The 23,167-nt window shown below is 63.6% G+C and carries 25 protein-coding genes; all 25 read left to right on the top strand.

Going from position 1 to position 23,167, the window contains the following annotated elements:
- Positions 1–4: 4 nt before the first annotated feature.
- The 25 genes from ACS7SF_RS07695 (at position 5) to rpsN (ending at position 23,146) form a co-directional block, all read left to right on the top strand.
- Positions 5–4,765: an alpha-2-macroglobulin family protein gene (locus ACS7SF_RS07695; RefSeq protein WP_439892725.1), complete on the top strand. Its 4,761-nt coding sequence runs from the start codon at positions 5–7 to the stop codon at positions 4,763–4,765.
- A gap of 17 nt (positions 4,766–4,782) precedes the next feature.
- Positions 4,783–6,504: a DUF2300 domain-containing protein gene (locus tag ACS7SF_RS07690; RefSeq protein ID WP_439892724.1), complete on the top strand. Its 1,722-nt coding sequence runs from the start codon at positions 4,783–4,785 to the stop codon at positions 6,502–6,504.
- 8 nt (positions 6,505–6,512) lie between these two features.
- Positions 6,513–7,304 carry a YfaP family protein gene (locus ACS7SF_RS07685; protein ID WP_439892386.1) on the top strand — a complete coding sequence of 264 codons (792 nt, stop codon included), beginning with the start codon at positions 6,513–6,515 and terminating at the stop codon, positions 7,302–7,304.
- A gap of 5 nt (positions 7,305–7,309) precedes the next feature.
- Positions 7,310–8,149, top strand: a complete 840-nt coding sequence (locus tag ACS7SF_RS07680) for a YfaP family protein (RefSeq protein WP_439892385.1) — start codon at positions 7,310–7,312, stop codon at positions 8,147–8,149.
- A 25-nt stretch (positions 8,150–8,174) separates the two neighbouring features.
- Positions 8,175–8,765: a class I SAM-dependent methyltransferase gene (locus tag ACS7SF_RS07675; protein ID WP_439892384.1), complete on the top strand. Its 591-nt coding sequence runs from the start codon at positions 8,175–8,177 to the stop codon at positions 8,763–8,765.
- Positions 8,766–8,876: 111 nt separating this feature from the next.
- A complete protein-coding gene (gene recQ, locus ACS7SF_RS07670; protein ID WP_439892723.1) occupies positions 8,877–10,790 on the top strand; it encodes a DNA helicase RecQ in 1,914 nt (637 codons plus the stop codon).
- Between the two features lie 477 nt (positions 10,791–11,267).
- Positions 11,268–11,645, top strand: coding sequence for a 30S ribosomal protein S12 (gene rpsL / locus ACS7SF_RS07665; protein ID WP_426395468.1), 378 nt, complete (start codon positions 11,268–11,270; stop codon positions 11,643–11,645).
- Positions 11,646–11,844: 199 nt separating this feature from the next.
- Positions 11,845–12,315: a 30S ribosomal protein S7 gene (rpsG, locus tag ACS7SF_RS07660; RefSeq protein WP_048935976.1), complete on the top strand. Its 471-nt coding sequence runs from the start codon at positions 11,845–11,847 to the stop codon at positions 12,313–12,315.
- A gap of 113 nt (positions 12,316–12,428) precedes the next feature.
- On the top strand, positions 12,429–14,555 hold the full coding sequence (fusA, locus tag ACS7SF_RS07655) for an elongation factor G (protein ID WP_439892383.1): 2,127 nt from the start codon (positions 12,429–12,431) through the stop codon (positions 14,553–14,555).
- A gap of 81 nt (positions 14,556–14,636) precedes the next feature.
- Positions 14,637–15,845 carry an elongation factor Tu gene (gene tuf / locus ACS7SF_RS07650; protein ID WP_104658052.1) on the top strand — a complete coding sequence of 403 codons (1,209 nt, stop codon included), beginning with the start codon at positions 14,637–14,639 and terminating at the stop codon, positions 15,843–15,845.
- A gap of 107 nt (positions 15,846–15,952) precedes the next feature.
- Positions 15,953–16,264: a 30S ribosomal protein S10 gene (gene rpsJ, locus ACS7SF_RS07645; protein WP_004634473.1), complete on the top strand. Its 312-nt coding sequence runs from the start codon at positions 15,953–15,955 to the stop codon at positions 16,262–16,264.
- 287 nt (positions 16,265–16,551) lie between these two features.
- Positions 16,552–17,205, top strand: a complete 654-nt coding sequence (gene rplC, locus ACS7SF_RS07640; protein WP_048935284.1) for a 50S ribosomal protein L3 — start codon at positions 16,552–16,554, stop codon at positions 17,203–17,205.
- A gap of 11 nt (positions 17,206–17,216) precedes the next feature.
- Positions 17,217–17,837, top strand: coding sequence for a 50S ribosomal protein L4 (rplD, locus tag ACS7SF_RS07635; RefSeq protein WP_021197584.1), 621 nt, complete (start codon positions 17,217–17,219; stop codon positions 17,835–17,837).
- On the top strand, positions 17,834–18,148 hold the full coding sequence (gene rplW / locus ACS7SF_RS07630) for a 50S ribosomal protein L23 (protein ID WP_021197583.1): 315 nt from the start codon (positions 17,834–17,836) through the stop codon (positions 18,146–18,148). Before rplD ends, rplW begins: the two co-directional genes overlap by 4 nt.
- 2 nt (positions 18,149–18,150) lie before the next feature.
- The gene (gene rplB / locus ACS7SF_RS07625) at positions 18,151–18,981 is read left to right on the top strand and encodes a 50S ribosomal protein L2 (protein ID WP_021197582.1); all 831 of its coding nucleotides are present in this window, start codon (positions 18,151–18,153) and stop codon (positions 18,979–18,981) included.
- Between the two features lie 21 nt (positions 18,982–19,002).
- Entirely contained in the window at positions 19,003–19,278 is a 276-nt protein-coding gene (gene rpsS, locus ACS7SF_RS07620; protein WP_048935285.1) for a 30S ribosomal protein S19, read from the top strand.
- 9 nt (positions 19,279–19,287) lie between these two features.
- The gene (gene rplV, locus ACS7SF_RS07615; RefSeq protein ID WP_004634479.1) at positions 19,288–19,617 is read left to right on the top strand and encodes a 50S ribosomal protein L22; all 330 of its coding nucleotides are present in this window, start codon (positions 19,288–19,290) and stop codon (positions 19,615–19,617) included.
- A gap of 9 nt (positions 19,618–19,626) precedes the next feature.
- A complete protein-coding gene (gene rpsC, locus ACS7SF_RS07610; protein WP_311530543.1) occupies positions 19,627–20,415 on the top strand; it encodes a 30S ribosomal protein S3 in 789 nt (262 codons plus the stop codon).
- A 2-nt stretch (positions 20,416–20,417) separates the two neighbouring features.
- The gene (gene rplP / locus ACS7SF_RS07605) at positions 20,418–20,834 is read left to right on the top strand and encodes a 50S ribosomal protein L16 (RefSeq protein ID WP_003264123.1); all 417 of its coding nucleotides are present in this window, start codon (positions 20,418–20,420) and stop codon (positions 20,832–20,834) included.
- Positions 20,835–20,846: 12 nt separating this feature from the next.
- A complete protein-coding gene (gene rpmC, locus ACS7SF_RS07600; protein ID WP_004634481.1) occupies positions 20,847–21,041 on the top strand; it encodes a 50S ribosomal protein L29 in 195 nt (64 codons plus the stop codon).
- Complete coding sequence (gene rpsQ, locus ACS7SF_RS07595; RefSeq protein WP_004634482.1) at positions 21,038–21,307, top strand: 30S ribosomal protein S17; 270 nt, start codon at positions 21,038–21,040, stop codon at positions 21,305–21,307. Before rpmC ends, rpsQ begins: the two co-directional genes overlap by 4 nt.
- Positions 21,308–21,573: 266 nt before the next feature.
- Positions 21,574–21,942: a 50S ribosomal protein L14 gene (gene rplN / locus ACS7SF_RS07590; RefSeq protein WP_003264129.1), complete on the top strand. Its 369-nt coding sequence runs from the start codon at positions 21,574–21,576 to the stop codon at positions 21,940–21,942.
- Positions 21,943–21,953: 11 nt separating this feature from the next.
- On the top strand, positions 21,954–22,262 hold the full coding sequence (gene rplX / locus ACS7SF_RS07585; protein WP_439892382.1) for a 50S ribosomal protein L24: 309 nt from the start codon (positions 21,954–21,956) through the stop codon (positions 22,260–22,262).
- A 26-nt stretch (positions 22,263–22,288) separates the two neighbouring features.
- Positions 22,289–22,831, top strand: coding sequence for a 50S ribosomal protein L5 (rplE, locus tag ACS7SF_RS07580; RefSeq protein WP_009241894.1), 543 nt, complete (start codon positions 22,289–22,291; stop codon positions 22,829–22,831).
- Positions 22,832–22,840: 9 nt separating this feature from the next.
- The gene (rpsN, locus tag ACS7SF_RS07575) at positions 22,841–23,146 is read left to right on the top strand and encodes a 30S ribosomal protein S14 (RefSeq protein ID WP_004634486.1); all 306 of its coding nucleotides are present in this window, start codon (positions 22,841–22,843) and stop codon (positions 23,144–23,146) included.
- Positions 23,147–23,167: the final 21 nt, after the last annotated feature.

Below are 23,167 nucleotides of genomic sequence, written 5' to 3'. Positions count from 1 at the left end.
CATGATGTCCAACCGCTGGCGTTCGTTCAATCTGGTCGCTGCCGTCTGCCTGACGGTGCTGGCGCTGGTCGGCCACGCACGGGCCGCAGATGCGCCTGAAGCGCCGAACCCAACGCTGTTCGATGTGCCCGCCAGCGGCTATGAGCCGTTCAAGGGCCAGCCGTTCTTCCTGCTGTCGGACGCCAGCTACGGCACCGATCAGGAAGCGATGGTCCGCCTGGAAGCGCCGGGCCGCGAATACAAGGACGAGCTCTCCCGCTACGGCGGTGCGGACATCCTCGTCTACCGCGTGCCGCAGCCGCTCGAATTCCTGAAGGCGCAGAAGAACCTGCACCGTATCGACGTCAAGGCCAACTACACCGGCGAAGGCCTTTCCAACACGTTGGCCTATCTGTGGGACAACTGGACGCGTCAGGCCCGCCGTGCCTGGCAGCGCGTGCTGTCGTTCGCTACGCGCACCAAGGCCGTGGAGACCGCGCCGCAATTCAGCATGGGCGATCAGATGACCGCGCCCACGCGCTTCTCGAACAACCCGCAGTACGCGCCGCTCAAGGGCTACGAACTGCTGGGCCGCTTCCGCTACCCGATCTGGGATGCCAAGCCGATCGCGCCGCCCAAGGACGTAAAGCTCGAAGGCAGCAGCAGCGAGTGGATGCCGCAGAACGCCGGCAACGTGATGGTTCCCGTGGGCAAGCTGCCGGCGGGTTTGTACATCGTGGAAGCCGTGATTGGCGCGTACCGTGCGCACACGCTGCTGTTCGTGTCGGACACCGTGGCCGTGACCAAAGGCACCTCGCAGGGGATGATGGTCTGGACTGCCGAGCGCAAGAGCGGCAAGCCGGTGAGCGGCGCATCCGTGAGCTGGACCGACGGTGTCGGCGTGCTGGCTTCCGGCACCACCGAGGCTGACGGTACGGCCGACTTGCGCCATGTCTCGCCGGAACGCAGCTACGTGATCGGCAGCGACCGTGCGGGTGGCGTGTTTATCTCTGAGAATTTCTATTACGACAGCGAGATCTACAACACCAAGCTGTACGCCGTGACCGATCGCCCGCTGTATCGCCCGGGCGACGAAGTGAACGTCAAGTTCATTGGCCGCAACTTCAAGAATGCGACCGAATCGACGGTGCCCGCTGCGGGCGACATCAAGCTGCAGGTGCTCGATCCGAACGGCGCGCCGGTCGCCACGACCACGACGCGCCTGGCCGGTGAGACCGGTGCGGACACGCGCTTCACGCTGCCCGCCAATGCGCCGGCCGGGGGCTACTCGCTGCGCTTCGACTACAACGGCGGCACCTACGGCGGCGCTTTCCGCGTGGCCGAATACATCAAGCCGCACTTTGACGTGAACCTGTCGCTGGACAAGGCCAGCTACGGCACGGGCGAAGCGGTCAAGGGCAAGATCAGCCTGCGCTATCCGGACGGCAAGCCGGTCAAGGACGGCAAGGTGTCGGTCAGCCTGCGTGCACAGCAGGTGACGATGGTGGAGGGCGAGCTGCGCTATGCGGGCCTCTTCCCCGTCAAGCTGGAGCAGCAGGAGCTGACCACCGACGGCGACGGCAACGCCAAGCTGGAACTGCCGGCCGCCAAGGAGCCGAGCCGCTACGTGGTGACGGTGTTCGCCAACGACGGCGCGGCCTACCGCGTGAAGGTCACGCGCGAACTGTTGATCGCGCGTGGCGCCACGCCGTACAAGCTGTCGACCACGTCGAACTTCACGACGCCGGGGCAGAACGTATCGTTCACCCTCACGCCGATGCCGGTGGTGGCAGGCGCGACCGGGCCGACGGCACCGCCGGCCAAGTGGGACCTTGTTCGCCTGGAGACGCGCACCCGTACCGAAGGCACGCTGGCGCCGGATGCCAAGGGCAACGCCACGTTCCCGGTCAAGTTTGACCAGCCCGGTTCGTACACGCTGTCGGTGCGCGATGCAGCGGGCAACCTGCTCGCCGCATCGAGCCACTGGGTGGCGGGCGATGGCGTGCAGACCGTGCCGGGTAACATCGAAATGGTGTTCGACCGCGACCGCTATCAAATCGGCGACACGGCTGAAGCGCTGATCACCTTCCCGCAGCCGGTGGATGACGCGCTGCTCACGCTGGAGCGCGACAAGGTGGAGCACCACGCGCTGCTCACGCGCGGCGGCGAATGGCTCAGCTTGCAGAAAGTCACGCCGTCGCAGTACCGCGCGCGCATCAAGATCGGTGCGGAGTTCGCGCCGAACATGACGTTCTCGGTGCTCTACGTGCGCGATGGCGACATGGTGTTCCAGAACGCCGGCATCGTCGTCACGCAACCGACGCTGGACCTGACTGTGCATGCTGACAAAGCCGTCTATGCACCGGGCGAGACCGTCACGCTGGACCTGACCAGCGCGCTGGCGGGTAAGGCCGTGCCGGCCAATCTGACCGTGTCGGTGGTCGACGAGATGATCTACGTGCTGCAGCCCGAGGTGGCGCCCAGCATCGTCGACTTCTTCTATCACCCGCGCCGCAACAGCGTACGCACCACGTCGAGCCAGAGCTTCATCAGCTACGACTTGGCTCTCGCATCGCTGCCAGGCAAACCGGGCGGTACGTACGGCCGCCACAACGAACGCGGCGTGAAGGTGCTGGAACGCCCGCGTCGTGACGAGAAGGACACCGCTGCCTGGGTCGCGAACCTGCAGACTGGCGCCGATGGCCGCGCACGCATGACGTTCAAGATGCCGGATTCTCTGGCGCGCTGGCGCATCACGGTGCGTGCTGTGTCCACCACGGGCGCATCGGACGGCATCGTCGGCCAGCGTACGGCCAACATTCGCTCCGACAAGCCGCTGTACCTGAAGTGGACCGGCCCGCAGCGCTTCCGCGAGACCGACCAGCCGCGCCTGGACATGGTCGCCTTCAACCAGACTGACAAGGACATCACCGCCGACTGGATCGTCTCGGGCGCTGGCCTGAACATCAACCAGCGCGTGACGCTCAAGCGCGGCGCCAACTACCTGCGTGCGCCTGTCACGGCGTTGCAGGCAGGCGTGGTTAATGCCGAGCTGAAGCAGGGCGATGTGGTATCGGACCGCCTGCAGACCACGCTCAAGCTGGATGCCACCGGTTGGCTGGCGGATCGCGAAAACGTCGTCCCGCTCACGCAGTTGCAAGGCACGCGCCTGCCGCTGGGTCTGCCCGCCGATGCGCGTGACGTGCGTCTGCGCGTCGTCGGCAACACGGCCAGCCAGTTCGCCCGCGTGGCCGATGACCTGATCGAATATCCGTACGGTTGTGCCGAACAGACCGCTAGCCGACTGATCCCGCTGGCCCTCGCGCAGCAGAGCCTGGCTGCCACGGGCGCGCGCCTGGGCGATGGCGGTCCGGCCGGTACGCAAGGCGTCGACGCGCTGCTGCGCACGCAGCGCCAGCGTCTGGCGCTGCTGGCCGGCACCAACGGCACCTTCGGCTGGTGGGGCGAGCTGACCACCAGCAGCGCGCTGATCACGTCGTATGCGTATTACGCGGATTGGCTCGCCAGCCGCTCGGTCGGCATCAGCCTGCCGGCCGACAACTGGAAGCAAGTGCTCGAAGCGTACAAGCGCACCAGCGCCAACGAACCGCTGCTGCACCGCGCGCTGGCACTGTGGTTTGCCAACGAGATGGGCTTGCCGGTGGCAACGCCGCTGTCGGGCGTGGCCAACGAGCTGGCTCGCAACGCCAAGGCCCCGGCCGACGCCGAGCCCGCTGCCGGCGACAGCCTGATCTTCGTCGCGCCGGACTCCCCGCGCGGTCGCCAAGTGGCGACGGTGCTGACTGCGCAATTGATGCGTCAGATCGGCCAGCCGGTGCCGGAAGCGCTGGTTTCCGCCGACATCGCCGCACGCAATGCGCTGGCTGCCGACAACTCGCCGCTGGTGCAGAGCCTACTGCTGATGGGCGGTGGCCGCTCGGCTGCCGACCCGGCGCCGCTGCTGGCCCGCGCCAGCGCATCGATGCCGACGATGGACCGCGCCGTTGCGCTGGTCTGGCTGCAGAAGGGCCTGGGCGGCCTGCAAGGTGCGAGCGTTGCGGCCATCCAACCGGCCATTTCTACGGGCGGCTGGCAGGTGACGCGCTCGCCGGTGGGCGTGCCGACGTGGCGCTGGACAGGTGCTCAGGTGCCCGCCGCGCTGGACTTGACGACCGCCCCGACGGACGTGACCACGCAGTCGGCCATCGTGTCGTACCGTAGCCGCGCACCGGAAGCGTCCAAGCTGCCGATTACCGTGGAGCGCAAGCTGTACCGTCTGGAGCCGATTGAATCCACGCCGGCCAAGCCCGATCCGAAGGCGCCCAAGCAGCCGGCATCTGATACCAGCAGCGGCATTGCCTTCACGGCCAAGCTGGTCAAGCCAGGCTCCACCCTGGACAGCAACGCACTCTACGTCGACGAGGTGGTGCTGACGCCGCGCCAGGGCACGTACCGCTACGGCCTGGTTGAGGTGCCGCTGCCCCCGGGTGCCGAAGTGGAGGCCACCACGTGGGGTATCCAGATCGACGGCCTGAAGGGTGAGCCGAACGAAGGCAACGGCCCGCAGGCGTTCGAGCGCAAGGCGGCCTTCGAGATGGGCCAGCTCTCGTACAACCAGCCGGTGCCGACGCTGGAGCGCCCGACCGTGCTGCGCCAGCTGGTGCGCTTCTCGCTGCCGGGCCGCTTTGCTCTGCCGCCGGTGCGTTACTTCCGCATGTACCAGCCGGAAGCCAAGGCGTTCCAGGGTGATGGCAAGACGGCCAGCTATCCGTTCAAGGTGGAGTGAGGTGCAGTGATATGGCGATGCGTTCCCGCCTGCTCGCGCGAGGTCTGCTGACCGGCCTGTTGTCGGCCGTCAGCGTGCTCGCGTTCGTTGGGCAGGCTGGGCACGCCATCGCCGCGCCCGCTACAGAGCCACTGCGCTATGCCGTGCTGCAGGGGGATGAAGCCAGGCTCTGGCAATTCAGTGCCGACCCAGCCGGCGGCACGCCACAAGCCACCGCACTGCCGCGCGACACCGAAACGCCGCTGGGCAGCGTGTGGAAGCTCTTCGTCTACAGCTACCTCGTCTCGCGCCGTATCAGCACGCCCGATTACACGTGCCACGGCAACGACCCGGAAGAGGTCTACTGCTGCACCGCCGGCAACAGCATCGACCGCGAGCGCGCACTCATCCAATCGTGCGGCCGCTATTTCGAGCCCGCACGTCTGGGCCTGGACCGTGCAGATTGGCGCCGTTTCTGGCAGCAGACCGGATCGCCCACATGGCTGCGCGACCTGCGCGCGATGCAGCCGACGCAGCGGGTTCCTGTCGCCGAGCTGCTCACCGCGTTGCGCACCGTGCCCGTTGATGGCCGCGAGACCGCCGCGCAAACGCTCATTTCCGTACTGACCGTTGGCCGAGGGGAGGGCACGGTCTCGAACTTTGGGGGCCTGCTGCGCGCCAAGACCTGGACCATGCCCGACCCGCAGCGGCCCGGTGCATCGATTGGCGGTGCGGCGGGGTGGCTGGCGGATGGCTCGCCCGTGTGGCTGGGCGGCGCCGGTTCGAGCAACCAGGTGCTGGCCGCCGCCGCGCCGCGCCTGACCCCGCTGATCGAGCAGACCCCCGTGCCCGACGATGATGCTTGCGTGGCGGTCGATTTCTTCGCGCGCTATCCCATCCGCGAGGTGCGCGACGCCAGCGGCAAGGCGGTCGCGCCGGGTCGCCTCGACGGCCGCTATACCGTGCGCTTCGTCAACGGCAACGCCCTGCCGATCGAGAGTAAGGGCGAATTGACGTTGGCCCGCACGAACAACGCACCGGTCATCACCGGCCGGCTGGGCATGAACGACTACGTGGCCCGCGTGGCGGAGCGCGAAGGCGACCTCTCCGAACCGCAAGCCGCGCGCGCGCTGGCGGTGGCGGCACGCAGCTATCTGGTGCAGCACGCCGCACGGGACAAGGGTTGCTACCGCATCGCTGATAGTTCTCGCACACAGCGTGTACTGCCGCGCCCACCGGCCGCCGCCGCACGCAACGCCGCCGAATTCACCGACACGCTGGTGCTGACCGGCGCGGCCGTGCAATACCACGGCACGATCAGCGCCAGCGGCCAGATGAGCTGGACGGCTGCGCGCGCCGCCGCCCAGCGCGGCCAAGGTTTTGACGCCATCCTCGCGCAGTGGTGGCCGCAGGCGACGCTCGCCTCGTTCCAGAGCGCGGTGGCGGGCGATTGTTCACCGGTGGCGGGTGCGCAGCAGTGGTTGCAGGCACAGGCACCACGCTGGTCTGCGCGCTTGGGCGCCGAGCCCGGCTTTGAGGTGCCGCCGCTGCCCGCCGTGTGCGTCGTGCACGAAGGCCGGCCGTACGCCGATGCGCGCCGCAACCGGCTCTACGTCCACCGTCTCGCCACCGATGAAGACCGCATTGCGCTGACGCACGAATATCTGCACCTGGCCTTTGCTCGGCACCCGCGCGGGCAGGACGAACAGTTTGTCGAGGCGACGGCGCGCCGCCTGATCCGAGGGGAGGGTTTGTTGTGAAGAAAGGGATGACGCGCTTGGGGCTGGGCGCCGCTGCGTTGCTGCTGGCCGCTTCGGCGCTGGCGGAGCCGGTGGCGGACCTTGAAGGCCCGATCGGCGGCTGGCGTAACAGCAAGCTGACCAACGAACTCGAGCAGTACACCGCAGCGTATCCGAAGCCGCCCGTGGATCGCGGCGCGCAGAAATACCGCACGCTCATCGCCGGGCGCATTCGTGCTGCAGGCAAGCAGCGCCGTCCGCCGGTGCTGGTCGTCAACGGCAACGCCATGCCGCTGTATGGCGACAGTGAGGGCCGATTTGCGCGTCCGTGGGCATTCGGGCCGGGTTCGAACAGCGTGGAGATCGTCAGCCCCGACGGCCAGTCGCGGCAGCGCCTGCAGTTCTACGAGGCGGACACCACCAAGACGTCGGCCAAGCTGCGCGCCATCCTCACGTGGGACGATCCACGCGCCGAAGTCGACATGCACGTCATCTCGCCGATCGGCGATCACGCGTTCTGGGCGCAACCGCTGCTGTCCGACGGTGGCGGGCTCGACGTGGACAGCGTCGATGGCGCCGGCCCCGAGATTTTCTCCACCGCCGCCCCGCGCCCCGGCGTGTGGCTGTTCTACGTGAACTACTGGGGCAACTTCAACGCCGGCGGCTACAACTTCGACGAAAAGGCGCATGACCGCGATCTCATCACCGCGCAACTGACGCTCATTTATAACGAGAACACGCCCAACGAGCGGCGCGAATTCGTCACCGTTCCGCTGCGCAAGATTGGCGAGCTGGCGCTGATGAAGTCGATCCGCTTCTGACCACCATGACGCACGCTTTCCACCGCCTCGCGCTCGCCATTCCCCTCGCTTTGGGCGCGGCGAGCGGCGCGCTGGCCCAAACTGATTCCAGCAATATCGAGATCACGACGCCGATCAACGGCTGGCGCAACTCCGCCGGTGATGATTCGCGCTACACGCAAGACGTGCACTACCCGGCCGTGTCGGTCTCGACACCGCAAGGGCAGGGCATTGCCTCGATGATCGCCGGGCGCATCCGCAACACCCCCAAGGCGGCTGCACCTGCAGACGACACCAAGCCGCGCCGCCGCCGCGGGGCGGATGGTTCGTCGGTCGGCACGCTGGTCGTCAACGGGGTGGCGATGCCGCAGCGCATCGAAGCCGACGGCACGTTCTCGCGCCCGTACGCATTCGGCGCGGGCAGCAACAGCGTCGAAGTGCGCAGTGCGCGCGGCGACGCCAAGCGCGTCCAGTTTTACGACAGCTACACCGGCAAGCAGCGTCCGCGCTTGCGCGTGGTGCTCTCCTGGGACACCGACGGCACCGACCTCGACCTGCACGTCATCTCGCCCGACGGCCAGCACGCCTGGTTCGGCAACCGCGTGGCACAGAACGGCGGTGCGCTCGACGTGGACGTCACCACCGGCTATGGCCCCGAGATCTACTCGAACCCCGCACCCGTGCCCGGCACGTACCTCGTCTACGTCAACTACTACGGCAGCGGTAGCGACAACAGCATCATCACCACCGCCACCGTCAGCATCATCACCGACGAGAACACGCCATCCGAGCGCCAGCAGACGTTTGTCGTGCCGATGCGCAAGGCTGGTGATCTGACGTTGTTGCGTAGTTTTACGGTGAAGTAGCCCCCGCCCTTTTTTTGGAGCCGCCATGGACACGCAAACCGTCGCTGCTTACGACGCCCTTGCCGAAACCTTCGCGCAGGAGTGGCGCGAGCAACCGGCGCCGGAAGACCTGTATGCGTTGTTCCGGCGCGAGCTCAAGGCGGGCGGGGCGACGGCTGATATCGGTTGCGGTGCTGGGCGGGAGGTCGCCTGGCTCAACGCCAACGGCTACCCGGCGGTCGGCTACGACGCCTCGGCGGGGTTGCTGGAAGCGGCGCGTTCGCAGTATCCGGGGCTGTCCTTCCGGCAAGCACTGTTGCCAGAACTGGTTGGCCTCGCCGAGGGCGCCTTCGACAACGTGGTCTGCGAGACCGTCATCATGCATCTGCCGCCCGAGCAGATCGGCGCGGCGGTGCAGCGGCTGGTGTCGTTGCTGCGCCAGGGCGGCACGCTGTACCTGAGCTGGCGCGTCACGCCGGAGGCAGATCAGCGCGATGGGCGCGGCCGGCTGTTTACGTCATTCGATGCAGCGTCTGTGCGCGAGGCACTGGCCGGGACAGAACTCGTTTTCGACGAGGCGGCGGTCAGCCAATCATCGGGCCGGACGATTCATCGCATCGTCGCGCGCAAGGTCTGACGACACCACGGCACACAATCCGACTGTCCTGATTGACCACCCCTCGGCGGGGTTTGTCACAATAGCGGTTTCGCCCAGCCCCGCGTGACACTACGCGCACCCGTCGCCCCGATGTACGACTCCCCCGCCATAGACCACGCGCTGCAGGCGCTGCCCGAGGACACCGCCGCCGCCACGCGTGCCGTGCTGCACGACGTGTTCGGCTACAGCGCGTTCCGCGGCCCGCAGGCGGAGATCGTTGCTCACGTGGCTGATGGCGGCGATTGCCTGGTGCTGATGCCCACCGGTGGCGGCAAATCCCTGTGCTACCAGATCCCGGCGCTCGTGCGGCACCGGCGGGGGCAGGGCGCGGGCATTGTCGTGTCGCCGCTGATTGCGTTGATGCAGGACCAGGTCGCCGCGCTGGAAGAAGCCGGCGTGCGCGCCGCCTACCTGAACTCCGCGCTGACGGGTGCCGAGGCCGCACAGGTGGAGCGCGATCTGGCAGCAGGCCGCCTGGACCTCGTCTACGTCGCGCCCGAGCGCCTGATGACGCCGCGCTTTCTCGACTTGCTCGAGCGCTCGCGCATCGGCCTGTTCGCCATCGACGAGGCGCACTGCGTGTCGCAATGGGGGCACGATTTCCGGCCGGAGTACATCCAGCTTTCCGTGCTGCATGAGCGCTTTCCGGATGTGCCGCGCATCGCGCTTACTGCCACGGCCGACGCGGTTACGCGCGACGAGATCATCGAGCGGCTGGCGCTCACAGGCTCGCGCGTCTTCCTCTCCAGCTTCGACCGCCCGAACATCCGCTACACCATCGTTGAGAAGGACAGCGCGCGCAACCAGCTCCTGCGCTTCATCCGCGCTGAGCACATGGACGGCGACACGTGCGACGCGGGCATCGTCTACTGCCTCTCGCGCAAGAAGGTGGAAGAGACCGCGCAGTGGCTGGCCGAGCAGGGCATCCGCGCGCTGCCGTACCACGCTGGCATGGATTCCGAGGTCCGCGCACGCCATCAGGCCATCTTCCGCAAGGAGGAGGGCGTAGTGATGGTGGCGACCATCGCTTTCGGCATGGGCATCGACAAGCCGGACGTGCGCTTCGTTGCACATCTGGATTTGCCGAAGAGCCTAGAGGGCTACTACCAGGAAACGGGCCGCGCCGGCCGCGACGGCATGCCTGCGAATGCGTGGATGGCGTACGGCCTGGCTGATGTCGTGCAGCAGCGCCGCATGATCGACGAGTCCGATGCTGATGACGTGCATAAGCGCGTCTCCACCGCCAAGCTCGAGGCGCTGCTCGGCCTGTGCGAAGCGGCAAGTTGCCGCCGCGTCGCGTTGCTGGCCTACTTTGGCGAGAGCAGCGAGCCGTGCGGCAACTGCGATACGTGTCTCACACCCCCGCAAACCTGGGACGCCACGCGCGAGGCGCAGATGGCGCTCTCCTGCGCCTACCGCGTGCAGCAGGCCAGCCGTGTGAGCTTTGGCGCCGGGCAGCTGATCGACATCCTGCGCGGTAACGCCACCGAACGCGTGAAGCAGTGGCATCACGAAACGCTCTCGACCTTCGGCATCGGCAGCGAACTGTCGGAAACCGCATGGCGAAGCGTGTTTCGCCAGTTGGTGGCGCAGGGTCTGTTTGCGGTCGACCACGGCGGCCATGGGGCGCTGATCCTCACCGATGCGGCGCGCCCCGTGCTCAAGGGCGCGCAACCGGTGATCCTGCGTCGTCAGGCGGATAAGGTGCGTGGCACCTCGTCATCGTCGGGCAAGAAGGAGCGCCGTGCCGATCCGGCGGCGGATCTGTCGGTCGAGGCGCAGACGCGCTGGCAGGCGCTGCGGGCGTGGCGTGCGCAGATGGCGAAGGAGCATAGCGTGCCCGCTTACGTGATCTTCCACGACAGCACGTTGGCGCGGATCGCCGAAACCGATCCGGACTCGCTCCACGTGTTGGGGGAGCTGCCGGGTATTGGGATGGCGAAGCTGGATCGCTATGGGCAGGCGCTGCTCGACGTCTTGGAGAAGTGCCGGGAGCAAGCGTAGTTCGGCTTAACTCGGCAGCGGGCCCTTGACGCCGGCGCGCGCCAGGTGGTCGCGAAGGAAGTCCACAAACGCCCGTACCTTCGGTCATTGCGCTCGGGTTTGTTGTGGCCGCTGCACTCGTTTTCTCTGGGCCCGGCACGGTCTCACGTGCCATCCGCGCCACACCGCGTCGCTGCTGACCCGCGCTGTGCGTCGCCAGAGGGGCGGCGCGCTTGACGCTTGCCGGGCACCTCGCTATAGTGCCAGATTCGAGTTTTTGGCTTCTGGTTTTGCACGTCCATACTCGGCCAAGCGCCGTGTGCGGCATCTAAACCGGGCGGGCTCGCGCTCTTTGGTCTCGATCTGTTCCCGCAGATCTTCTCTTCAGAGCGTTCTGCTCGCCACTTCCATAAAACCCGATTGCGCCGATCGCCTCACTTGTGAGGCTGCCACATCACGTGGTCCGGCGATTTTTCAAAAACCAAGCTGGATTGAACAATGCCAACTATCAATCAATTGGTTCGCAAGCCCCGCGTCTCGGAAAAGCTGAAAAGCAAGAGCCCGGCGCTTGAGAACTGCCCGCAGCGTCGCGGCGTGTGCACCCGTGTGTACACCACGACGCCGAAGAAGCCGAACTCGGCACTGCGTAAGGTCGCCAAGGTGCGCCTGACCAACGGTTTCGAAGTCATTTCGTACATCGGCGGTGAAGGCCACAACCTGCAAGAACACAGCGTCGTGCTGATCCGCGGCGGCCGTGTGAAGGACTTGCCGGGTGTGCGTTACCACATCGTGCGCGGCTCCCTTGACCTGCAAGGCGTCAAGGACCGTAAGCAAGCACGCTCGAAGTACGGCGCGAAGCGTCCGAAGAAGAGCTAAGTCGTCAGTGAGATCGGTCCGCGCGTGTTGTGCGAATGCGGGGTCACGGTCTTGTCATGAGCAGGCGGTACAACGGTGCGTTTTTTGACCGCACTGGCACCGTCGAGTAAGTGGTCACCCGGCTCAGATTGTTGAAAAGCAAGCTAGTTGGTGGCCGGAGAACCGAAGCGGTTCTCAACTGAACAGAGAAGGAAAGAAGATGCCACGTCGTCGTGAAGTCCCCAAGCGGGAAATTCTGCCGGACCCGAAGTTCGGCAATGTGGAAGTCGCCAAGTTCATGAACGTCCTGATGCTGGACGGCAAGAAGTCGGTGGCTGAGCGTATCGTCTACGGTGCGTTCGACCAGATCGAGAAGAAAGCAGGCAAGGCACCCATCGAGGTGTTTTCGGTTGCCATCAACAACATCAAGCCGGTGGTGGAAGTGAAGAGCCGCCGCGTTGGTGGTGCCAACTATCAGGTGCCGGTCGAAGTCCGGCCGTCGCGTCGTCTGGCATTGGCGATGCGTTGGCTGCGGGAAGCTGCGAAGAAGCGCAGCGAGAAGTCGATGGCCCTGCGTCTGGCTGGTGAACTGCTCGAGGCCTCGGAAGGCCGCGGCGGCGCCATGAAGAAGCGCGACGAAGTGCACCGCATGGCTGAAGCCAACAAGGCGTTCTCGCACTTCCGCTTCTAAGCGACGCGACACGTTGTTGGTTGCTGGGCGGGCTGTGTGCGCACATCTCGCCCATTTGTATTAGGGGCGCTTGCCATTTGGCAGCGCCCCGTTGACGAATCAGAGGATTAACCGTGGCTCGTAAGACCCCCATTGAGCGCTACCGTAACATCGGTATTTCCGCTCACATCGACGCCGGCAAGACCACCACGACCGAGCGGATCCTGTTCTACACCGGTGTGAACCACAAGATCGGTGAAGTGCATGATGGCGCCGCCACCATGGACTGGATGGAGCAGGAGCAAGAGCGCGGCATCACCATCACGTCCGCTGCGACCACCGCCTTCTGGAAGGGCATGGGCGGCAACTACCCCGAGCACCGCTTCAACATCATCGACACCCCGGGCCACGTGGACTTCACCATCGAGGTGGAGCGTTCCATGCGTGTGCTGGACGGCGCGTGCATGGTGTACTGCGCAGTGGGTGGCGTGCAGCCTCAGTCGGAAACCGTCTGGCGCCAGGCCAACAAGTACAAGGTGCCGCGTCTGGCGTTCGTCAACAAGATGGACCGTACCGGCGCGAACTTCTTCAAGGTCTACGACCAGCTGAAGACCCGCCTGAAGGCCAACCCGGTGCCCGTCGTGGTGCCGATCGGTGCTGAAGACGGCTTCCAAGGCGTCGTCGATCTGCTGGAAATGAAGGCGATCATTTGGGACGAAGCCAGCCAGGGCGTGAAGTTCGAGTACCAGGACATCCCGGCCAATCTGGTGGACGTTGCCAACGAATGGCGCGAGAAGATGGTCGAGTCGGCTGCTGAAGCCAGCGAAGCCCTGATGGAAAAGTACCTGGGCGGCGAAGAGCTGACCCGTGCTGAGATCGTCAAGGCGCTACGCGACCGTACCATCGCCTGCGAAATCCAGCCGATGCTGTGCGGCACTGCGTTCAAGAACAAGGGCGTGCAGCGCATGCTCGACGCCGTGATCGACTTCCTGCCGTCGCCGGTCAACATTCCGCCGGTTCAGGGCACCGACGAAAGCGACAACGAGAAGAAGCTCGAGCGCAAGGCTGACGACAACGAAAAGTTCTCGGCACTGGCGTTCAAGATCATGACCGACCCGTTCGTGGGTCAGCTGATCTTCTTCCGCGTCTACTCGGGCAAGATCAATTCGGGCGACACCGTGTACAACCCGGTGAAGCAGAAGAAGGAGCGTCTGGGCCGTATTCTGCAGATGCACGCCAACCAGCGCGAAGAAATCAAGGAAGTGCTGGCCGGTGACATCGCTGCTGCGGTGGGCCTGAAGGACGCCACCACGGGCGACACGCTGTGCGATCCGGCTGCCCCGATCGTGCTCGAGCGCATGGTGTTCCCGGAGCCGGTGATCTCGCAGGCTGTCGAGCCGAAGACCAAGGCTGACCAGGAAAAGATGGGCATCGCCCTGAACCGCCTGGCCGCTGAAGATCCGTCGTTCCGCGTGCGTACCGATGAAGAATCGGGCCAGACCATCATTTCGGGTATGGGCGAGCTCCACCTCGAAATTCTGGTCGACCGCATGAAGCGCGAATTCGGCGTGGAAGCCAACATCGGCGCGCCGCAAGTTGCCTACCGCGAAACCATCCGCAAGAAGGTTGAAGACGTCGAAGGCAAGTTCGTCAAGCAGTCGGGCGGCCGCGGTCAGTACGGTCACGCTGTGATCACGCTGGAACCGGCAGACGACGAGGCGAAGAAGGCAGGCAAGAACTTCGAATTCGTCGACGCCATCAAGGGCGGTGTGATTCCTCGCGAATACATCCCGGCGGTCGAGAAGGGTATCGTCGACACGCTGCCGGCCGGTATTCTGGCGGGCTTCCCGGTGGTGGACGTGAAGGTCACGCTGACGTTCGGTTCGTACCACGACGTGGACTCGAACGAAAACGCGTTCCGCATGGCCGGCTCGATGGCTTTCAAGGAAGCCATGCGCCGCGCCACGCCGGTTCTGCTCGAGCCGATGATGGCTGTGGAAGTGGAAACGCCGGAAGACTACACGGGTACCGTGATGGGCGACTTGTCGTCCCGCCGCGGCATCGTGCAGGGCATGGACGACATGGTGGGCGGCGGCAAGATCATCAAGGCCGAAGTCCCGCTGTCGGAAATGTTCGGTTATTCGACGTCGCTGCGCTCGCAAACGCAAGGCCGCGCCACGTACACCATGGAATTCAAGCAATACGCTGAGGCACCGAAGAACATCGCCGAAGCTGTGATGGCCGCCAAGGGTACGAAGTAATCAACGTGTTTGGGCATGCGCATGTGCGTGTCGCCCGCATCCAAATCTAGTAATTAGCCGATTCCGAATTGAGGAGCTGACATGGCAAAGGAAAAGTTCGAGCGGACCAAGCCGCACGTGAACGTTGGGACGATTGGTCACGTTGACCACGGCAAGACGACGCTGACTGCAGCGATCGCGACCGTGCTGTCCGCCAAGTTTGGTGGCGAAGCGAAGAAGTACGACGAAATCGACGCTGCACCGGAAGAAAAAGCACGCGGCATCACGATCAACACCGCGCACATCGAGTACGAAACGGCCAACCGCCACTACGCACACGTTGACTGCCCGGGCCACGCCGACTACGTCAAGAACATGATCACCGGTGCCGCTCAGATGGACGGCGCCATCCTGGTGTGCTCGGCCGCTGACGGCCCGATGCCGCAAACGCGTGAGCACATCCTGCTGGCCCGCCAAGTGGGCGTGCCGTACATCATCGTCTTCCTGAACAAGTGCGACATGGTGGACGACGCTGAGCTGCTGGAACTGGTCGAGATGGAAGTGCGTGAACTTCTGTCGAAGTACGACTTCCCGGGCGACGACACCCCGATCATCAAGGGTTCGGCCAAGCTGGCGCTGGAAGGCGACAAGGGCGAGCTGGGCGAAGTGGCCATCATGAACCTGGCCGACGCACTGGACACCTACATCCCGACGCCGGAGCGCGCTGTTGACGGCACGTTCCTGATGCCGGTGGAAGACGTGTTCTCGATCTCGGGTCGCGGCACCGTGGTGACCGGCCGTATCGAGCGCGGCGTGATCAAGGTCGGCGAAGAAATCGAAATCGTCGGTATCGCGATGGACGGCGACAAGCCGAAGATCGACAAGACGACCTGCACGGGCGTGGAAATGTTCCGCAAGCTGCTGGACCAAGGTCAAGCAGGCGACAACGTCGGTATTCTGTTGCGCGGCACGAAGCGTGAAGACGTTCAGCGTGGCCAAGTGCTGGCCAAGCCGGGCTCGATCAAGCCGCACACGGAATTCACGGGCGAGGTCTACATCCTGTCGAAGGACGAAGGTGGTCGTCACACCCCGTTCTTCAACAACTACCGCCCGCAGTTCTACTTCCGTACGACGGACGTGACTGGCTCGATCGCCCTGCCGGAAGGCAAGGAAATGGTCATGCCGGGTGACAACGTGTCGATCACCGTCAAGCTGATCGCCCCGATCGCCATGGAAGAAGGCCTGCGCTTCGCAATCCGCGAAGGCGGCCGTACCGTGGGTGCTGGCGTCGTTGCCAAGATCCTGAAGTAAAAGGCGGATCGATGCGCTGTTCCTCGTAAGGGGCGCGGCGCATCGCCTGTTGCATCGCTCTTTCAATTTCCCGGCGGCCCAGCCGCCATGCTCTTTAAGGAAACATCATGCAGAACCAAAAGATCCGTATCCGCCTGAAGGCTTTCGACTATCGCCTGATCGACCAGTCGGCCGCTGAAATCGTCGAAACCGCTAAGCGCACCGGCGCGATCGTCAAGGGCCCGGTGCCCCTGCCGACCCGTATCCAGCGTTTCGACGTTCTGCGTTCGCCGCACGTCAACAAGACCAGCCGCGACCAGTTCGAAATCCGCACGCACCAGCGCCTGATGGACATCGTCGATCCGACGGACAAGACCGTCGACGCGCTGATGAAGCTGGACCTGCCGGCTGGCGTGGACGTCGAGATCAAGCTGCAGTAAGCAAGACAACGCTGCCGGATCACTCCGGTAACGGGCAAACGGCGAGCCAAGTGCTCGCCGTTTTGCTTTTTGACGACGGATGTTGCGCTGCACGCCACGCCCGGTCGCGCATTCCACGACTGTGCTTGCAGATTGTCCGCAACCGGGATATAGTGTAGGGCTACCCCTTTAGTCAAGGGGAGTGGGCTGGCCATTTTGGCCGCGCGCTGTCTCTTTAGGCGCAGTCCAGTTCAAGATTCGTAGTATCAATCAGCCCCGGCCAATCGCAGCTGGGAATGGAGCAAACCATGAGCCTTGGCCTTGTAGGTCGCAAGGTTGGCATGACCCGTATTTTCACGGACGACGGCGATTCGATTCCCGTCACCGTGCTCGAGGTCGGCGACAACCGCGTGACGCAAATCAAGACGGACGAGACCGACGGTTATACCGCGGTTCAAGTCACCTTCGGCACCCGACGCGCCAGCCGCGTCACCAAGCCGCTGGCGGGTCATCTCGCCAAAGCCGGCGTGGAAGCGGGCGAAGTTATCAAAGAATTCCGAGTGGATGCCGCTCGTGCCGCTGAATTCCAGCCTGGCGCGAACATCAGCGTTGACCTGTTCGAAGTCGGTCAAAAGGTCGACGTTCAAGGTGTGACGATTGGTAAGGGCTACGCCGGTACGATCAAGCGTTACAACTTCTCATCGGGCCGCGCCACGCACGGTAACTCGCGCTCGCACAATGTGCCGGGCTCGATCGGTATGGCGCAGGATCCGGGTCGCGTGTTCCCGGGTAAGCGCATGACCGGCCACATGGGTGACGTCACCCGTACCGTTCAGAATCTGGAAATCGCCAAGATCGACGCAGAGCGCAAGCTGCTGCTGGTCAAGGGTGCGATCCCGGGCGCCAAGAACGGTCAAGTCATCGTCACGCCGGCCGTGAAGGCTCGCGCTAAGAAGGCATAAGGAGCAAACGCATGGAACTGAAGCTGCTCCAGGACAACGGTCAACTCGGCGCTGGCGTTGCTGCCTCGCCGGAAGTGTTCGGCCGTGACTACAACGAAGCCCTCGTTCATCAGATCGTCGTCGCTTACCAGGCCAACGCTCGCAGCGGTAACCGTAAGCAGAAGGATCGTGAAGAGGTCAAGCACACGACCAAGAAGCCGTGGCGCCAAAAGGGTACGGGCCGCGCCCGTGCAGGTATGAGCTCCTCCCCGCTGTGGCGCGGGGGTGGTCGTATCTTCCCGAATAGCCCGGAAGAAAACTTCTCGCAGAAGGTCAACAAGAAGATGTACCGCGCCGGCATGCGCTCGATCTATTCGCAGCTTGCCCGTGAAGGTCGCATCAACGTCGTTGACAGCCTGTCCGTCGAAGCCCCGAAGACCAAGCTCCTGGCCGACAAGCTCGGCGCCATGGGCCTGGACTCGGTGCTCGTGATTACCGATAACCTGGACGAAAACCTCTTCCTGGCATCGCGCAACCTGGCGCACGTGCTCGTGGTTGAGCCGCGTCACGCTGACCCCCTGTCGCTCGTGCACTACAAGAAGGTGCTCGTGACGAAGGGTGCCGTCGCGCAGATCGAGGAGTTGCTGAAATGACGCAAGTTGCCAAGAACGACCATCGCCTGATGCAGGTGCTGCTGGCGCCTGTGGTGTCTGAAAAGGCAACCCTGGTGGCCGAGAAGAACGAACAGGTTGTGTTCGAAGTGGCTCCCGACGCCAACAAGATCGAAGTGAAGGCTGCCGTCGAACTGCTGTTCAAGGTGGAAGTCGCTGCCGTCCAGATCCTGAACCGCAAGGGCAAGCAAAAGCGCTTCGGTCGCTTCATGGGTCGTCGTAACCACGTGAAGATGGCCTATGTTTCGCTGAAGCCGGGCCAGGAAATCAATTTTGAAGCGGAGGCCAAGTAATCATGGCACTCGTCAAAACCAAGCCGACATCGCCGGGCCGCCGCTCGATGGTGAAGGTCGTCAACCCCGACCTTCACAAGGGTGCGCCGCACGCTCCGCTGCTGGAAAAGCAATTCCAGAAGTCGGGTCGTAACAACAACGGCCACATCACCACCCGTCACAAGGGCGGTGGTCATAAGCATCACTATCGCATCGTCGATTTCAAGCGTAACGACAAGGACGGTATCCCGGCCAAGATCGAACGCCTGGAATACGATCCGAACCGTAGCGCCAACATCGCGCTCGTGCTGTTCGCCGACGGCGAGCGCCGCTACATCATCGCCCCGAAGGGCGCTGTGGTTGGCCAAGCCATCGCCAACGGCTCGGAAGCGCCGATCAAGGCCGGTAACAACCTGCCGATCCGCAACATCCCCGTCGGTACGACGATCCACTGCGTGGAAATCCTGCCGGGCAAGGGCGCTCAAGTGGCCCGTTCGGCTGGCACGTCCGCTGTGCTGCTGGCTCGCGAAGGCATCTACGCTCAAGTGCGTCTGCGCTCGGGTGAAGTGCGCCGCGTGCACATCGAGTGCCGCGCGACCATCGGTGAAGTCGGCAACGAAGAGCACAGCCTGCGCCAGATCGGCAAGGCCGGTGCAACCCGTTGGCGCGGTATTCGCCCGACCGTTCGCGGTGTGGTGATGAACCCGGTGGATCACCCGCACGGTGGTGGTGAAGGTAAGACCGCAGCTGGTCGTGATCCGGTGTCCCCGTGGGGCACGCCGACCAAGGGCTACCGCACCCGTCGTAACAAGCGCACGGACAGCATGATCGTCCAACGCCGTCACAAGCGTTAATCGGTAGGTAGGAGCTAAGAAATGACTCGTTCCGTAAAGAAAGGTCCGTTCATCGACGCCCACCTGCTGAAGAAGGTGGAAACGGCGGTGCAGACGAAGGACAAGAAGCCCATCAAGACTTGGTCGCGTCGTTCGACCATTCTGCCGGACTTCATCGGCCTGACGATCGCCGTTCACAACGGCCGTCAGCACGTCCCCGTGTACGTCACGGAAAACATGGTTGGCCACAAGCTCGGCGAATTTGCGCTCACGCGCACGTTCAAGGGCCACGCTGCCGACAAGAAAGCGAAGCGATAAGGGGCAATCATGGAAGTTAAAGCGATTCATCGCGGCGCCCGTATCTCCGCACAGAAGACGCGCCTGGTTGCTGACCAGATCCGCGGCCTGTCGATCGAGCGCGCACTCAACGTGCTGACGTTCAGCCCGAAGAAGGCGGCTGGCATCGTGAAGAAGGTGGTTGAGTCCGCCATCGCGAACGCCGAGCACAACGAAGGCGCCGATATCGACGAGCTGAAGGTCAAGTCGATCTACATCGACAAGGCAACGTCGCTCAAGCGCTTCACCGCGCGTGCGAAGGGCCGTGGCAACCGCATCGAGAAACAAACCTGTCACATCACTGTGACGCTGGGCAACTAAGGGGTCACGATGGGACAGAAGATTCATCCGACTGGCTTCCGTCTGGCTGTCAGCCGTAATTGGGCATCGCGTTGGTACGCGAGCAACACCCAGTTTGCGGGCATGCTCAAGGAAGACATCGAAGTTCGCGAGTTTCTGAAGAAGAAGCTGAAGAACGCTTCGGTGGGCCGCGTGGTCATCGAGCGTCCGGCCAAGAATGCACGTATCACCATTTACAGCTCGCGTCCGGGCGTGGTGATCGGCAAGAAGGGCGAGGACATCGAACTGCTGAAGGCTGAACTGCAGCGTCGCATGGGCGTGCCCGTGCACGTGAACATCGAAGAAATCCGCAAGCCGGAAGTCGATGCTCAGCTGATCGCCGATTCGATCACGCAGCAGCTCGAGCGCCGCATCATGTTCCGTCGCGCAATGAAGCGCGCGATGCAGAACGCGATGCGTCTGGGTGCCCAAGGCATCAAGATCATGAGCTCGGGCCGTCTGAACGGTATCGAAATCGCCCGTACCGAGTGGTACCGCGAAGGCCGTGTGCCCCTGCACACGCTGCGCGCCGATATCGACTACGGCTTCTCCGAAGCGGAAACCACCTACGGCATCATCGGTGTCAAGGTGTGGGTGTACAAGGGTGACCACCTCGGTCGCAACGACGCACCCGTCGTGGAAGAGCCGAAGGAAGATGAGCGCCGCCGCCGCCCGGGTCGCCCGGAAGGCCGTCGCCGTGAAGGCGATCGCCCGGCCGGTCAGCGCCGCGGTGCTGGTGCAGGTGCCCGTCGTGGCGCCGACGCCAAGACTGGAGAATAAGCATGCTGCAACCTAAGCGCAGGAAGTACCGCAAGGAGCAGAAGGGCCGCAACACCGGTATCGCCACGCGCGGTAACGCCGTGTCGTTCGGCGAATTCGGCCTGAAGGCGATGGGCCGCGGCCGTCTGACCGCACGTCAGATTGAGTCGGCCCGTCGTGCGATGACCCGTCACATCAAGCGTGGCGGCCGCATTTGGATCCGGATTTTCCCGGACAAGCCGATCTCGAAGAAGCCTGCCGAAGTCCGTATGGGTAACGGTAAGGGCAACCCGGAATACTACGTGGCTGAAATTCAGCCGGGCAAGATGCTGTACGAAATGGACGGCGTTGGCGAAGAACTGGCACGCGAGGCATTCCGCCTGGCCGCTGCTAAGCTGCCGATCGCGACCAGCTTCGTGGTGCGTCAGGTCGGAACGTAAGGAGCACACACCATGAAAGCATCCGAACTGCGCGACAAAGATGTCGCCGGGCTGAACCAGGAGCTCTCCGAGCTGCTGAAGGCTCAATTTGGCCTGCGCATGCAAAAAGCGACGCAACAGCTGCAGAACACCAGCCAGCTGAAGAAGGTGCGTCGTGACATCGCACGCGTCCGCACCGTGCTGGGCCAGAAGGGGAACCAGAAATGACTGAAGCCGCAACGTCCCTGAAGCGCACGCTCGTCGGTCGCGTTGTCAGCAACAAGATGGACAAGACCGTCACGGTCCTGATCGAAAACCGCGTCAAGCATCCGCTGTACGGCAAGTACGTGGTGCGCTCGAAGAAGTACCACGCGCACGACGAAGCCAATCAGTACAACGAAGGCGACAAGGTTGAGATCACGGAATCGCGTCCGCTGTCCCGCACCAAGTCGTGGGTGGTGTCGCGTCTGCTTGAAGCTGCACGCGTGATCTAAAACAACAGCGGAGTAGTTTGCTGTTGCAAGACCGAGATTATGTGATATAGTCTCGGTCTTTCCCTTTGAGAGAGTTGCTAGCGGATAAGCTGGTGACGCGGCAAGGGGAAAGGCGAATGGGCCAGGCGGCAATCGCCGTCGGGCAGCTACCGACTTCAAGTTGATCAACCCAATCGCAGTTGGCGCAATGCCAGCAGCCGGCGGGACCAAGACTGATCGCCTCTGCGCATTGTGCGTTTGGCGAATTAAGTTGGGACGAGAACACCATGATTCAGACAGAAAGCCGGCTCGAAGTGGCCGATAACACGGGTGCGCGTGAAGTCATGTGCATCAAGGTGCTGGGCGGTTCGAAGCGCCGCTACGCCAGCGTCGGCGACATCATCAAGGTCAGCGTCAAGGATGCTGCCCCGCGTGGTCGCGTGAAGAAGGGCGATATCTACAACGCCGTGGTGGTGCGTACCGCCAAGGGCGTGCGCCGTCCTGACGGCTCGCTCATCAAGTTCGACGGCAATGCCGCCGTGCTGCTGAACACCAAGCTTGAGCCGATCGGCACCCGTATCTTCGGGCCGGTCACTCGCGAACTCCGTACCGAGCGCTTCATGAAGATCGTGTCGCTCGCGCCGGAAGTGCTGTAATCGGAGGCCGCATGAACAAGATTCGCAAGGGCGATCGCGTCATCGTCCGTACCGGTAAAGACAAGGGTAAGCAAGGTACCGTGCTGTCCGTGCTCGCTGAGCACGTGACGGTGGAAGGTGTGAACGTTGCCAAGAAGCACGTGCGCCCGAATCCGATGCTGGGTACCTCGGGTGGTGTGGTCAACAAGGTCATGCCCATCCATATTTCGAACGTTGCGCTCGTGGATGCCAATGGCAAGCCGTCGCGCGTCGGCATCAAGGTTGAAGGCGGCGTGAAGACGCGCGTGCTGAAGACCACCGGTGCTGCCGTCGGCGCTTGATTCTGGGCAATAGAGAGGAGTTGAGCATGACTGCGCGTCTGCAAGAGTTTTACAAAGAGAAGGTTGTGCCGGAACTGATCAAGCAGTTCGGTTACAAGTCCGTGATGGAAGTGCCGCGCATCACCAAGATCACCCTGAACATGGGTCTTGGCGAAGCGATCAATGACAAGAAGGTCATCGAGCACGCCACCGGCGACCTGATCAAGATCGCTGGCCAGAAGCCCATCGTGACGAAGGCCCGCAAGGCTATCGCCGGCTTCAAGATTCGCCAGGGTTACCCGATCGGCACGATGGTCACGCTGCGTGGCCAACGCATGTACGAATTCCTGGACCGCTTCATCACCGTGTCGCTGCCGCGCGTGCGTGACTTCCGCGGTGTGTCGGGCAAGGCGTTCGACGGTCGTGGCAACTACAACATCGGTGTGAAAGAGCAGATCATTTTCCCCGAAATCGAGTACGACAAGATCGACGCACTCCGTGGTCTGAACATCAGCATCACGACGACTGCGAAGAACGACGAGGAAGCGAAGGCGCTCCTCAATGCGTTCAAGTTCCCGTTCCGTAATTAAGGGGTTACCGTGGCTAAATTGTCTCTGATCGAACGCGAGAAGAAGCGTGCCAAGCTCGTGGCCAAGTACGCTGAAAAGCGCGCCGCTCTCGAAGCCATCGTGGCAGACCAAAGCAAGTCGGAAGAAGAGCGTTACGAAGCGCGTCTGAAGTTGCAAGCACTGCCGCGCAACGCGAACCCGACTCGTCAGCGCAACCGCTGCTCGATCACCGGTCGTCCCCGCGGTACGTTCCGTAAGTTCGGCCTGGCGCGTAACAAGCTCCGTGAAATCGCCTTCAAGGGCGAAATCCCGGGTCTGACGAAAGCCAGCTGGTAATCACGCACAGGCTACAGGAGA

Origin of the sequence: Ralstonia sp. 25C (genome assembly GCF_051904805.1) — a bacterium.
Taxonomy (GTDB): domain Bacteria; phylum Pseudomonadota; class Gammaproteobacteria; order Burkholderiales; family Burkholderiaceae; genus Ralstonia.
Note: the sequence above shows the minus strand (reverse complement) of the source record. Positions and strands in the feature narration are given on the sequence as shown.